Source organism: Vibrio sp. 1874 (genome assembly GCF_033344395.1).
In the GTDB taxonomy this organism is placed as follows: Bacteria; Pseudomonadota; Gammaproteobacteria; order Enterobacterales; family Vibrionaceae; genus Vibrio; species Vibrio alginolyticus.
Genome location: NZ_JAWPOR010000006.1, coordinates 186505 through 200388, shown reverse-complemented (window position 1 = coordinate 200388; position 13884 = coordinate 186505). Strand labels below are relative to the sequence as shown.

Annotated in this window: 9 protein-coding genes; 6 read left to right on the top strand and 3 right to left on the bottom strand. The window is 41.4% G+C overall.

Annotated elements, in window-relative coordinates; genetic code table 11:
- Nucleotides 1-75: 75 nt before the first annotated feature.
- Together R8N46_RS13995 and R8N46_RS13990 are read right to left on the bottom strand one after the other, a co-directional pair.
- A complete protein-coding gene (locus R8N46_RS13995) occupies nt 76-2028 on the bottom strand; it encodes a PTS mannitol transporter subunit IICBA (RefSeq protein ID WP_213879947.1) in 1953 nt (650 codons plus the stop codon).
- A gap of 595 nt (nt 2029-2623) precedes the next feature.
- Nucleotides 2624-4387 (bottom strand): lysophospholipid acyltransferase family protein, encoded by a 1764-nt coding sequence (locus R8N46_RS13990; RefSeq protein WP_213972401.1) that lies wholly within the window; start codon nt 4385-4387, stop codon nt 2624-2626.
- Between the two features lie 233 nt (nt 4388-4620).
- Between R8N46_RS13990 and R8N46_RS13985 the strand changes: the two genes are divergently transcribed.
- Together R8N46_RS13985 and R8N46_RS13980 are read left to right on the top strand one after the other, a co-directional pair.
- Complete coding sequence (locus R8N46_RS13985; protein WP_005379714.1) at nt 4621-5340, top strand: SIMPL domain-containing protein; 720 nt, start codon at nt 4621-4623, stop codon at nt 5338-5340.
- Nucleotides 5341-5563: 223 nt separating this feature from the next.
- A complete protein-coding gene (locus tag R8N46_RS13980) occupies nt 5564-5839 on the top strand; it encodes a hypothetical protein (RefSeq protein WP_005383040.1) in 276 nt (91 codons plus the stop codon).
- A gap of 95 nt (nt 5840-5934) precedes the next feature.
- Here R8N46_RS13980 and R8N46_RS13975 read toward each other — a convergent pair whose 3' ends face one another.
- Nucleotides 5935-6738, bottom strand: coding sequence for a MetQ/NlpA family ABC transporter substrate-binding protein (locus R8N46_RS13975; protein ID WP_017633488.1), 804 nt, complete (start codon nt 6736-6738; stop codon nt 5935-5937).
- A 472-nt stretch (nt 6739-7210) separates the two neighbouring features.
- Here R8N46_RS13975 and R8N46_RS13970 point away from each other — a divergent pair, with 472 nt between their 5' ends.
- The 4 genes from R8N46_RS13970 to R8N46_RS13955 all read left to right on the top strand — a co-directional run bounded on the left by R8N46_RS13970 (nt 7211) and on the right by R8N46_RS13955 (nt 13528).
- Nucleotides 7211-8617: a site-specific integrase gene (locus R8N46_RS13970; RefSeq protein ID WP_318098436.1), complete on the top strand. Its 1407-nt coding sequence runs from the start codon at nt 7211-7213 to the stop codon at nt 8615-8617.
- 7 nt (nt 8618-8624) lie between these two features.
- Nucleotides 8625-11549: a VPA1269 family protein gene (locus R8N46_RS13965; protein WP_089194152.1), complete on the top strand. Its 2925-nt coding sequence runs from the start codon at nt 8625-8627 to the stop codon at nt 11547-11549.
- Entirely contained in the window at nt 11539-12258 is a 720-nt protein-coding gene (locus R8N46_RS13960) for a hypothetical protein (RefSeq protein WP_029831241.1), read from the top strand. The genes R8N46_RS13965 and R8N46_RS13960 overlap by 11 nt, the downstream gene beginning before the upstream one ends.
- Nucleotides 12259-12682: 424 nt before the next feature.
- Nucleotides 12683-13528, top strand: a complete 846-nt coding sequence (locus R8N46_RS13955; RefSeq protein WP_318098437.1) for a hypothetical protein — start codon at nt 12683-12685, stop codon at nt 13526-13528.
- Nucleotides 13529-13884 lie beyond the last annotated feature (356 nt).

Here is a 13884-nt window from a genome sequence, read left to right as displayed (position 1 = left end):
GAAACTAGGGGGAGGCCAACCGCATAGGGGGTGACAGCTGACCTCATTTGCCTCAGGAGCAAATTAAAGGGGTAATTAAGCTGCTTGTTGACCGCCAAGGATGGTTAGAATCTCTTCCACATCGTTGGTGCTGGTTAGCTTCTCAATTGCCTCCGGCTCATCGAGCGCGTTCGTAATGGTGGTGATCACCTGGATGTGCTCATCGTTCTTAGCGGCAATGCCGATAACCAGTTTCGCTACATCATCGTCGTCTTCAGTAAATTGGATACCCGATGGGTATTGGCAGATTACAATGCCGGTTTTCTTCACGCGGTCTTTCGCTTCTACCGTACCGTGAGGTACTGCGATAGATTCGCCTAGGTAAGTTGGAACCAATGCTTCACGCTCAAACATCGCGTCTACGTATTCTGGTTCTGCGTAGCCAAGTTCGACCAACTTGTTGCCCGCGAAGCGAATCGCTTCTTCTTTGTTGGCAGCTTTCAAACCTAGGTGAATGTTTTCACGCTGGATTTGGAACACCGACGTTTGCTGTGGCTCGAAGTTGTCGTCGTTTGCTGCCACGAGCGAAACTTTTACCATTTGGTCGTCATTGGCTGCGGATTGGTTTTGCGCTGCTAGTAGTTTGGTGACTAGCTGGTTGTACATCTCGCTGTCTAGGAAGTTAGTCAATGAAATGTGGTGTGCGTTTGGAGCATGCTTACGTGCACGATCCGTTAAGTCTTTATGAGTAATCACGATATCTGCACTCTCTGGTAAGCTGTTAATGGCAAGGTTGGTTACGTGGATGTTCAGACCTGCGTCTTGAACCTTTTTGCGTAGCATGCTCGCGCCCATTGCACTTGAGCCCATGCCCGCATCACAAGCGACAATGATGCTTTGTACTGTCGCTAGGTCTACGTCACCTTTGCTTTGGCTGTTTACCACCGCATCGTTTTTAGATGCAGATTTCATGTCTTCCATTTGTGATGTTGCTTTTTCTAGTGCTGCTTCATCACCGTCTTCTTCTGTTGACGTTTGTGTCTTCATTAGTAGTGCTGCTACGGCGAATGACACGCCTGTTGCTGCTGCGATAGACGCTAGAACACCAACGATTGAGCCTTTCTGAGTCATCAACAAGATTGCAAAGATTGAACCTGGTGATGCTGGAGAAACGATACCTGCGTTAAAGATAGTTAGAACGAATACGCCAGTCATACCACCTGCGATAGCCGCAAGGATTAGGCGAGGGTTCATTAGGATGTATGGGAAGTAAATCTCGTGGATACCGCCGAAGAAGTGGATGATTGATGCACCACCTGCCGTTTGACGAGCCGTACCTTTACCAAACACCATGTAAGCTAGCAGGATACCTAGACCAGGACCTGGGTTTGCTTCGATTAGGAAGAAGATCGATTGACCTGTTTCAGACGCTTGTTGGATACCCAGTGGAGAGAAAATACCGTGGTTGATCGCATTGTTTAGGAACAGGATCTTCGCAGGTTCAACGAAGATTGAAGTCAGTGGTAGTAGGTGAGCAGAAACTAGGAAGTTAACGCCAGCCGCCAAGCCACCAGAAAGAATTTTTACGAATGGACCGATAAAGATGAAGGCAAGGATCGCACATAGCATGCCGATGATGCCCGCAGAGAAGTTGTTAACCAACATCTCGAAGCCACTTTTTACTTTACCATCGATGTAGTTATCGAATTTCTTGATAGCCCAGCCGCCCATTGGGCCGACCATCATTGCCCCCATAAACATTGGGATGTCTGTGCCGACAATCACACCCATTGTTGTGATTGCACCGACTACCGCACCACGATCGCCACCAACTAATTTACCACCGGTGTAACCGATAAGTAGTGGCAGCAAGTAGGTAATCATTGGGCCAACCATAGAGGCTAACGTTTCGTTTGGTAGCCATCCAGTTGGGATAAATAGAGCAGTGATAAAGCCCCACGCGATAAACGCGCCGATGTTTGGCATTACCATGTTTGACAGAAAACGACCAAAATTTTGTATCTTGATCTTGGCATCTGGTGATATCATAACAATTCCCCGTTCGATGTTCTGATGAATCTTGTTGTAGTAAACGGTTCGCCAAAACCGTTTGTTTGATTGCTTAGTACCCAATCAATTTACCACACATTTTCCAATTGGAACTGACAACGGGTTTTTCGTGATCTACGTCCGCATTTCTTAGGCTGAGAAACGGTTTTTAAGTGACCAAGTTCAACTTATTAACTTGTAACTTAATAACAAAAAGCCACTTTTAAATCTGTCAATAAAAATCTTAGTGATCAATCCGACCTTCTGACAAATTTAAAATCAAAATACTTTGTGACTTTGATCACTTTTGATTTTTTTTGAAATTCGAATTAAATACTTGTAATGATCAATGTCACGTTTTGTGTTGAGTTGTGGTGGATTTAAAGTGTGATCTGGATCTGTTTTTGTTTTTTGTGAAAGTTTGTGACGGAATTGGTGAGATAAATGCTATCTAGATCTTTCGATAGATTGTATCTATAAGAGTCTTTTCGGCGCACTTCACGGAGCACGCCTAATTAGTTGATGAAAGGGTAAATAAAGAGAGTCGCCACACGGTTCTTCTTGTTATTCCCAACTCTCTACTTAATCACTGTTCTTAATCATCGTTGCTATTAGTATGATAGACGAGGTAGTCATGAGCTTGCTCGCGTCCCATATACCTTGCCAACGTCTTTTCTTGAACATCGCGCAAATCCACCATAATCAATCCATCTAGAGCGTTATTGAATGCAGGGTCGACGTTGAAGCATACCAGCTTGCCATTGAGGCTTAAGTACTGACGTAGCAAAACGGGCACTCCTTTCCCTTCATCGATTCTGGCAATGACACGTGACAATAGCTGTAAATCACCCAGAGCAGTGAGCATGCTGGTGTTCCAGTCACGGTGGTGCTCAGGAAGTGGGTTAGAAGGTGTGACGTACTCTGCGCAATTGTTGTCGTAGTGGTGCAGTGTCATTGATTGAGCCAGTAATTGACGTGCAGTATCGCTATAATCGTTGCTAATGCTTACCGGACCAAATAGGTGAGTGTAATCTGGGTTTTGATGAACGAACGTTGCGATGCCTTTCCACAGTAGCAGTAGCGCGCTCATGCTCTTTTGATATTGCTGTGCAATCACAGAGCGCCCCATCTCAATGGATTTACCCATTTGGTCGATAAAGCGTTGGTCATAGTTAAACAACGTTCGTGAATACAGACCTGCTACGCCGCGCTTTTCAATCAGTTGATCAACCAGACCTAAACGATACGCGCCCACCAAGCATTGGTTCTCTCTGTCCCACACAAACAGATGCAGGTAATCATGATCGAAATGGTCAATGTCTATTGCTAGTCCAGTCCCTTCGCCAACTTGTCGGAAATTGAGCTCACGTAGGCGACCAATTTCATGCAGTAGGGAAGGGATACTCTGCGACTCCGTGCAGTAAACATCGAACTCACCACTTGTTAGCAGCTTGGACTCTTTTGGTAAGTTGTTCAGCTCTTCAAGCAATTCGCCTACGGGTAACCCTGCCGCTATTGGAGAGAGCAGTTCTGATGAAGAAGAAGGCTTAACTGATTGGGTTTCACGATTGAGCAAGTAAGTGTTGAGCCGCAAATAGTTCACCACTTGATCATCGTTAAGTGTGTTGAGCTCTTTGAATTTAATCGCTTGGCCAAAAGACAAGTTGATGGTTTGTGCATGTTTGTTCAGTAGCTCCCGCCCGAGCATTAGGGTACGCAAAAGTGGATGGATTTTCCCTGCCATATAGAAGCGTTTCGAGTTCTGACCACTGATGAATACTGGAACTGTCGTTGCTTTGTTTTTGCGGATCAGGCTACTTACGCTTCGACTCCACGCTTTGTCTTCCAAGCGTTGCTGTTTGGCATCGACTAACTGGGAAACCTCACCGGCAGGAAAGACAAGCAATAAGCCGCCACTTGCGAGGTGTTTATTAGCCGCTCTGAGGGCCTTCATATTTGATTTGACGGCGTCTTTGCCTTCAAACACATCGACACCAATGAAGAGCTGATCTAACTCTGGTACGGTTTTCAGGTATTGATTAGCTAGAATTTGGATATCGTCTCGTACCATCAACAAGAGTTCGGCCAAGATGACGCCTTCCACACAACCAAGCGGGTGGTTCGCCACAATGACGGTAGCACCTTGTTTAGGCACTGAGTCGAGTGAACCATGAGCAATGCGATAATCGATACCTAAAATATCCAACGTGAAGCGGAGAAAAGTTTTGGTATCGGCATTAACGGGGCGTTGAGCGTAGAACTTATCAAGCTGGTTTAAACCGGTTGCCCATTCAGCAACGTTTTCACCAATGCCAAACGGCGTTTTACGAGGGAGACGAAAAGGGGTTGAACTATCCATATTTACCTCAGCGTACAAGTTGCTGATTGGATAGTAGAAATTACAGATGACAGTTAAGAGGCAAAAGCATGAGCCTTTGGTGACAAACCAATGAAGCTTTATTGACTAAAGAAAACGGTATATCACTGTGCTATGAATCAAAACTCGCGTTATGTCTCCCTCTTAAAATAATAGATAGGCTATCTTATCTAGAACAAAGATTAAGCTAAGTTGATATTTATCAGGGGGAAATAATGGAACGAGTTTCCAATAAAGCAGCACTTTGGATTGGGCTAAGTTTGATACTTGGTCTTGGCATACTTGGCTATTTTATGCAGCAGACGGCGGTGAAATACCGAGCCTATGAAAGAGTCGTGACAGTAAAAGGTTTGTCGGAGCGTGAGTATCCTGCTGATACGGTGATTTGGCCGATTCAATTTACTCTAGCGAGTAATGATATGGGAGCCATGTTTGATGAAATTGACCAGCAAACCCGTTTGATTTTGGACTTTCTAAGTGCCAAAGGGCTTCCTGAAACCAGCGTTTCCCTTTCTTCCCCAGCGGTCATTGACAGAAAAGCACAGCAATATGGGAGCGAGCAAGACATTGAGTATCGTTATTTGGCCTCGCGAACCGTTACGGTTTATAGCCAGAGTGTTGATGTTGTTCGAGCGGCAATCAATGAAATAGGTGAGCTAGGAAAGCAAGGCGTTTTGCTTAACCAAGATCCTTATGCAAATCGTGTTGAGTACAGCTTTACTAAGCTGAATGATGTGAAGCCAGACATGATCGAAGAAGCGACTAAGAATGCGCGTGAAGTGGCTGAGAAATTTGCGAAAGACTCACAGAGTTCACTGGGTAAGATCAAACGTGCAACTCAAGGGCAGTTCTCGATTTATGACCGAGACAGCAACACGCCTTACATTAAGAAAGTACGAGTGGTATCGACGGTTCAATATTACTTATCTGATTAAAGTTGCGCTCATATAGTCAATAGTTGGTCGTTCCATCACCTTCTATTTGTAGAGGTATCTATGCTCTGTGATAGGGAAATCAGTCTTCGCTGACGCTATATACAAGTACTTTTTTATAAAACTAAGTTCTTAACAGTGATGAGGTGAGTTTGATAATAATCAAGCTCACTTGTTTCTTATGAGCGTAAGTTAGTATGACTTATTGCTAGAAGGAATTAGTATCATGGCATACAAGCACTTTATTAGAGAACTACTGGGTTTAGCGATTGTTGTCTCTGTCGTCTTTGGCGTATTAGGCGTGATGTTAGAGCTCTTCGCACTGACGGCACTTTGGGAGCATCAGCAAACGATAGCCGATGTTTTCTTCCATGAATCTCTCTACTTCATCGTATTTTTAATCCCACCATACTTCCTCTGGAAGTTGATTAACCGTCCTGAATTGGTTTCTGCTGACCAAGCTTATTTGGCAATGAAGTTAGAGGCTGAAAGTCGACAATGAGTCGATTTAGTGAGTAATGAAAAGAAGAGGCTATGAGAAAACATTAGCCTCTTTTCTATCTGATTCGTGGGGCAAAGTATTCGCTGCTTTATTGATTAAAAAGCTGCTTCGATTGTGCCTTTGAAAGTGCGATCGAGATAATCACGAATCGCTTGAGATTGATAAATAGAAACGAACTTTTTATACGCTTCATTATTTTTGTCTGCGTCACGAGTGGCGATGACCATGACTGCTAATGGGGCGTCTTTTGCTTCAAGATAGATACTTTGTTTCTTCGGATCTAAACCAGAAGACATTACGTAGTTCATTGTAATCGCAGCCGCGTCCACATCATCTAATGTTCTTGGTAGCTGAGCGGCATCTACCTCGACAAATTCAAATGATTTTGCGTTTTTTGTGATATCAGTTAGGGCGGCTTTATGGCCAACACCCTGTTTCAGCTCAATTAAACCTGCATCGGCGAGTAGCAACAGACCACGACCACCGTTGGTAGGGTCATTTGGAAGCGCTATACGTGCATTGTTTGGAAGCTCTTGCAGTGAGCGATACTTATTGGAATAAAGCCCCATACGCATAAGAATGGACTGACCAATTGATACTAATTGGGCGTTATGGCTACTGTTGAAGTTGTCTAAAAATGGCTGGTGCTGATAGCTATTAATATCGATGCTACCATCGCTAAGAGCGGCATTAGGTGTCACGTAGTCAGAAAACTCAATGACTTCGACATTCAAACCTTGCTTCGCTGCCTCCTTCGCTACCGCCTCGACTACTTGTGCATGTGGTCCAACTGTCGCGCCCACTTTAATGACAGAGTCATCTTTTTCTCCACAAGCGCTTAAGCCGACTACTGCCGTGAGAATCAAAGCTAGTTTCTTTAAGTGACCAATACTTTTCATTGTAGCTCCATTTTTGCTTTAGACGTCCATACGTTTATATGTCCATGCTATCAGAAGTTGTCTGAGGGTCAATGGTTTAAATCACGAGCAGACATTTTGTTTCTATTGCTCGTATAGAAAGCCAGATAATAGTTAAAGAAGAGGGGAAGAGGAAAAGCTATTACGAGGTTAGTGACGAGTTACCGCAACTGTACCTAAAGATATAAGATACAAAAAAGGCGTAGCAGGTATTAACCTGCTACGCCTTTCGAAATATGGTGGCCCCTCGCAGACTTGAACTGCGGACCAATCGATTATGAGTCGACTGCTCGTATATAACCTATAATGTACTTACAACAACTTCCAACAATAGTCTTGATAACTATAAGTTAAACTGTATTATTGTTCAAGTGAGTTTAAGTGTTAATCCCTTACAACTTACAACAAGAAGATGGAAGATAGTTAATCATTGTAAGCAAGAGAGGTTAGGTGAATGAAGTTCAGGAAGCAATCTTACGCTCATCCTGTTCACCATGTTACGGTAAAGCAGAAAATAAAACTCAAGAGTGGAGTGACGAATCACTTTATCGTCCTTTACATCAAACCTCTTGGCTCAGAGAAGCCAATCGTATTTAGAGAGCTAATTAACTACTTCGAGACAAATAGTAACAGCGGGTCTTGGCAACGTCAGGTAGCCCGAGCAATTGGCTTATTCTACGACTTCTGTGTTGAGAAGGCTCCTGCCTACAAGAATGACAATAATGTTGCTGACACCATAAGGGGCTTTATTCAGTGCTCATTATCTGGAGATTCTGGTTTGGGTTGGACTCCAAGCAGCGCAAAAACAGTCAGAAGGAATGTCAGTTATATTCTAGATTTCTCTCGCTACATAGGATTGAATGGCACCCTGCCTAAGTCACCTTCTAAGATACATAAGGAGTATTTCTTTCGTGCTAGCCAAGTTAAGAATAACTCGTTCCTGAGCCACGTTACAGACGTTAATAAGGTTGCTGCTAGGCTACAGGCGACTTCAACAGATCACATATTCAAGTTTTCCAAGAGTACTACCACAACCTCCCACAAGGTGTCCCAGTTTCCAGAGGATTTGATTGAGCCACTTCTAAATGAAGGATTCAAACTGCGAAATGGAAGAGAAAATATTGGTGCTAAGATGATTACAATGCTCTTGATTTTTGGTGGGCTAAGAGAGAGTGAGCCGTTCCATTTATGGTTCAACGATTTCAATATTTACCCTAGCTCGGGGAAGCTTGAAATCTCTCTTCATCACCCATCAGAATCGAGTTGTGATATCCCTCCATATAAAAATAAAAGTCGAGCAGAGTATCTTTTGGAGCGAGGCCTATTACCGAGAGATAACGAGAACAACTCTAACTCTTATTATGCTGGGTGGAAAGACTTGGCTCTTGATCCAGACTACACAACACCAATTAGATTAATTCATGAAGATGCTGAAATATTATTCGTTAAATTGTTCAAACAGTATATGCATCAAAGAGAAGTCTGTATGAGAGAGTATAAAGCCAAGTATGGGTATGAGCATCCATTCTTTTTTATAAAAACTGGAGATGTGAATGATCTTGGTGCGCCGATGTCAATTAACTCTTATTTAAAAGCATTTAAACAAGCATGCAAGAGACTTCAAAAATTAGGATATTATGTTGAGTATGGTGCAAAGAACGGGATTGCGCCGCACTCTATGAGACATTGGTTTGCATCAATTTTGGAGGAGGCTGGCGTACCTCCAAAAGTACTTCAAGATATGATGAACCATAGAAGTATTATGTCACAAGAAATATATAAGTCAGCGAATAAACGAGCAATCGACGAAGCTTTGAAAAATGTTGCAGGTGTATATCTATTGTCTCTAAAAGGTATGTAGGTCTAAATTGAAAATTACAAAATCAACTGTCTTAAAATACATCGAAGATACGGGCATAAAAGAGTTAAGCAACACGAAATTGATTGAGTGTTTCTTGGTGTTAAATGCTACATCATTGCCAGATGTTTTTTCAGAAAAACTGCATGATGAGATGCTGCGCAGGAAAGTTTGCTTCTCTGAATTCTACAACTTTGCCAAGTTCAATTGGTCAGCCTCATATTTAACGGCTTTGGCTACTAAGTCTAGTCCTGATGTTCAAAAGTTTGTGGATGAATTTGATGAGCACAATTCATCTTATGGTGACAACTCTGCACCAAGACAAAAGGGAAGGCTCTTCGCTAGGCTCTATTCGTTATTTTACAAGCGATATCGTATTAAGGAATTGAAAATTGAAGATGCTCAATACCTTTTTGATTTGGTCGTGAGTAATTATGATTTATTCAAAGGAAACAGAGGCGATGAATCAAATAACCTTACAAGGAGGGATCTTTACGGCATAACTGCTTTTCTAAGAACAATCTATGAGTTTAACGAAACTGAAGTTCCGAAAGGTATTTTAGAGAAGATTGTTCCTGACGATCTTATTAAACCTCAAGGTAGAAGTATTGCTCGTGGAAAAGTTAAATCTCTAGGCCGTCAAGAGCAGTTAGCTGCATATTCTCTTCTTGTAAAGATTAATGAATCTTACATTGATACGCTTATTTTAAAGACCCAGAAGGGGCAAAATTCAGCATTTTATAACTTGCTTGATTATGTTGAGAATGTGCTGGGGATTGAGTGTATTCATACAGTCGATGAGCTAACTGAGCTTTTAGTTCAGGGACGTAGAGGTTCTCAACGTTTTCTTCACTATCTAGAGAATGAAGTTAAAGCGACTGTTAGAGCGAAGTCCATGTACATCCGAGATATGATGCTTTGGGCGATGAATGAATATAACATTGATCCTGAGAATGGTTTCGAACCTCTATTTGATAATTATGAATGGGATCGTATTCAGAGAGATAAGGTTTTCAAGAAAAGTACTGGTTCTAGTAAAGACGAAACACCTAAAGCGGTGATACCAATGCGAGTCCACCAACTAGCCATTGATATCTTGCTTGACGAGGAATATAAGTGGGCAAAGACGCTTAAAGATCAATATTTCATTGATGATGAAGGTAATAGTGTATTTAACCCAACCTTGAATAATCTATTGGCTTTGGTTTTTCTATTGCCGATAAGAATAATTCAGGCTCAAGTGTTAGATAGTGGTGAGGGTGACGACTATCGTTATGACTTTGACAGTTTACGATGGATACCAAATGACAGTGGTCATGCAGGTTATTGGAAATCGAGATATTCAGTTAATCAAGACCGAGGGTTTGTTAAGCGTGACATTAGCTTAGTAAGGGAAGCTATACAGAGTAAAAATATTGATGAAAATGGATCCCCAATAGTTAGACAAGCCTACATGTACATCAACACGAACAAGACAGCAGATAGAAGTGTAGCTTTCAGTGAGGTTAGTGGGTATACGATTCCTTGGCATCATGAAGATGCACTTACTATATATTCACGACAGTTAGAGTTTTTGAACAAACATCATCCCGTTAAATCTCCTGCTGCCATGAAAGATCTTGATAGACCTCAAACTATCCTAGGCGGCAAGCCAACTGCTGCGGTTTTAGAAATTACACCTTCACGCTTCTATTTGTTTAGGTGTAATTTGAATTCTGATGAAAAAAGTAGAGATTTTCCACCAACTAAGCTGTTGATTACAAAGATGTGGAACCAATTGATGGTGGAGATCCAGCGCCGTCTTGATGCTGAGGGAGCTGATTACTCTGTAATATCTCAAGAGAAATTTGAAAAATTTAGAAATAATGTTGGCGGTGGTAACTCTTACATCAGTTATCTAACGCCGCACTGCACGCGAGTTACAGGCATTACAAGGCTCGAAGAGTTTGGTGTGCCTATTCATATCATTTCTAAGTTAATCGCTGGCCACGCTAACGTACGAACTACATACCGTTATACCAAATATGATAAGAGCTATATAAATGACAGAATTACTGAAGTTCAAGCTAAAATAAGTAGCAAGATGGAGTTAGCTCTTACAGAAGAGCTGAAGACATCGGATATCGAGAAGGCGAGGCAGATTGCTTACGTCCCTGATATCTATCTAACATCTTGGGGAGACGTTCAAGAACGCAGTTGGAACTCTAATGCATTGGGGATATGCCCGAACTCAGGGACGCTTTGTCATGAAGGGCGTGATGAAGATGCTGCACATTTTAATGGTATAGGTAAGTGCTTGAATTGTAAGTATCTAATCAGTGGTAAACCATTCTTAACTAATATTTGGGCGCATGTGAATGCTCTTCTTTATAAGGCTAAAGAACTCAATGATGAGTATAGTCTTCTGCAATCTGATTATAGGAAGCTTATAAAGCAGAGGAAGAGAGAGTTCAAAGCAAATGGTCGTTCAGAAGAATGGGCTAGCCTGAACAACTTGATTAAGAAAGCGGAAAATAACATGGAAATGAACTCAGGAGATGTGAATTTGATTCTTTCTGAGGTTTATTATGGGAACTTACTGTTTGAAACGGTTAGAAATCTAACTAATACCAGCGAAGATTTCGTTGAAAGTATCGGTTTTGAGGATTGTACTAACTTTGAACATTTGAACGCAGTGGTAGAGTCCGAGTCTTATTTGCCCTATTTCGAAAGAGATAAAAACTTGAAGTTCAAACGTGACACGTTTGTTGATAAAGCACTTGTTGCCATTGGTGAGCAACCAATATTTCTAAGGAACTTAAGTCATGAGGAAAAGGAGCAGGCTATATCAGCAACGGCAAAGTTGATTGAAAACGACATCAAAGCACAGGAAGGGAAGTATCTAGTTGCAGCTTTGAGATTAGAGAATTTGATGGAGGTATGCCATGCAGCATGATGTTGATACCGTTCTAAAGAGCCTTCTTAAAGATGCAAATTCAAATGTTGAAACACGCCTAAAAGCGTTGAATAAAATTATTTATGGTTTTAAAAAGAATCATGTGGATTTAACCGTGCCTAATGTAGTTGGTGCATTAGAGGCTATTGGAATAAAAATGAGTGCCAGCTCAATTTATAACAAAACCGTTCGGGGAAAACCCAACCCATACAGAGTCTTATTCGATGCGTGGTCACATGATATAGATAAGGCAAAAGTAAGTAAGGCATCTGCGGATTATTCACCTGTAGACTTTACTTCAATGACAGATGCTGATTTTGCAACCATTGGTAGTGATGTTGTTAAGTTCAAGGTTCAAACTTTATATAACGAGTTGAGGTCAGCAAGAAATCAAATAAATATGCTCAAGCAAATTCATGACTTACCTATTATTGAAGATACAGGTGAAAAACTTATATATCGTAAAAATGGGCTAATCGATGATGCTGTATCACCATCTCAAGGTATCAGTACCTCAGAGTTAAATGAAGAATGCATTGAAGAATATGCAGATGCCATTCGCTATTTCTTGAATGGTAATAGTAAAATTGAATTTGATGATGAGGGTTTCTTAATCGCTAAAACAACAATCCGAAAAGGTGACATGCTTAGTGATATTGATTTTAAATCCGCAATAGAAACAGCATATAAAGTATTGATAGAAAAATAGGAAATAAATGGCGTTGTTGAAAAAATCACCTTGAAGAACAATAACACTATATATGATTAGCCGTTGGCTTCTGACGTGTATACCTAGTCCTTTATGTATAGTTTTAACATTCGCCATGATTTCGCCCAATTTAGCGTTGTAACATCTGTAGTCATAATTGATAACGAGCAGTCATTGAATAGATGTATGCCGATATTAGGTTAGCCTCACATGAGGAGGCAAGCTGCCTCCTCCTGTCTTTCATATAATCTTCTCGCACCACAATCACTAACGGTGATGGAATCGCTTTTCACCCAAAATCTCTCCTTCAAGTTGCTGAAAAGGGTGATCAATCTCCTTGTGCTCAACTGAGTGTAATGCTTATAGTTGCTTATTTAAGGAAAGGCCATAGATAAACTATGTTTATTTTTAAATAGGTGATTACATGAGAGACGCTTATTGTACTTTGGATGATCGCATCTGGGATGCCGATGACTTCATAGAGTTAGAGCCTCGCCTGTTAGAGGCAAAGAGACGTAACTTAGAATGTCCTGAATGTAGGGAGTTTGCTTGGTTCAATCGAGGCGTGGAAGGTCGCAAAGATCCATTCTTTAGTGCTCACCATTTGGAAGATTGTGATTTGAGAACGGAATATGTTCGAGTACCAAATGGCGAGTTTGATGAAGAGGGGATTGAACAGGGTGACGACATAATTGTTAGGCTAGATGAAGAGGTTGGCGGAGAATTGGAAGTTGCTCCACCTCAGAATCCTAATGGTAGACATCGAGAAGGTGGTGGAAGAACAGTAAGAGTCGGTGTTGCTCAACAGAACTTCGCTCAACAGTTTACATTGAGACGCATATTGCATCGATTGCGACAAAGTGAAGCGTTCAGGGACTCTTATAATTCAATCACATTCTACAGAAGCAATAACGAGCCTTTGGTTCAGGGGCAAATCCGCGATGTGATTACTCATTTTGATGACATTGATGTTCACGGAAATTTTACTGATGGCGTCCAATTCTTTTGGGGACCAATTGCTTCGACGGGATACACCGACGATGGGCGACTTTGGTTAAATTCCTCTATGCGCAGGAATGACGTAAGTGTGGTCGTGTATAGCGATATCGTTGATGAATTTCTTGAGCGATTTGATGTTGATGATATTGAAGATTTGGTTGGTGCCTATGTTTTAGTTGCTGGTAATGGCTGGGTATCAGGTAACACCGATAAACCAATCATCTGGTGCGCATCAACCAATAATATCTTCGTACGTCGTTACAACAATTAGTTATCTGTATAGTTTTGCTCGTTTAGCTCACATCAATTGAATAGACGAGCTTTGTTTTTATAGGTAAACGATTTGAAACACTTATAAGGTTCCGAAGATTTTAGATGGCCTTCAATTAATTCAGGTCAGTATATGCAATATATGCGCTGATACGGAGGCTTTTCCATATCACAGCCAATCCGTTCTGTTCTAATTTAGCAAATGTTATAAACGTTTTTTGTATAGAAATGATTTACGATACTAGAAAATAGGCTGTACGCCTTGTTAATGACTCATTTTCTAACTTGTCAGATTGAGAAAAAATTACATAATACACTTCTGTGAAAATTCGTGTTTATTAATTGAGTAATGTGTTC

Bases quoted from the DNA above. Each gene is read 5' to 3' on its own strand.
- R8N46_RS13995 (WP_213879947.1), bottom strand. From the start codon at position 2,028: ATGATATCACCAGATGCCAAGATCAAGATACAAAATTTTGGTCGTTTT.
- R8N46_RS13990 (WP_213972401.1), bottom strand. From the start codon at position 4,387: ATGGATAGTTCAACCCCTTTTCGTCTCCCTCGTAAAACGCCGTTTGGC.
- R8N46_RS13985 (WP_005379714.1), top strand. From the start codon at position 4,621: ATGGAACGAGTTTCCAATAAAGCAGCACTTTGGATTGGGCTAAGTTTG.
- R8N46_RS13980 (WP_005383040.1), top strand. From the start codon at position 5,564: ATGGCATACAAGCACTTTATTAGAGAACTACTGGGTTTAGCGATTGTT.
- R8N46_RS13975 (WP_017633488.1), bottom strand. From the start codon at position 6,738: ATGAAAAGTATTGGTCACTTAAAGAAACTAGCTTTGATTCTCACGGCA.
- R8N46_RS13970 (WP_318098436.1), top strand. From the start codon at position 7,211: ATGAAGTTCAGGAAGCAATCTTACGCTCATCCTGTTCACCATGTTACG.
- R8N46_RS13960 (WP_029831241.1), top strand. From the start codon at position 11,539: ATGCAGCATGATGTTGATACCGTTCTAAAGAGCCTTCTTAAAGATGCA.
- R8N46_RS13955 (WP_318098437.1), top strand. From the start codon at position 12,683: ATGAGAGACGCTTATTGTACTTTGGATGATCGCATCTGGGATGCCGAT.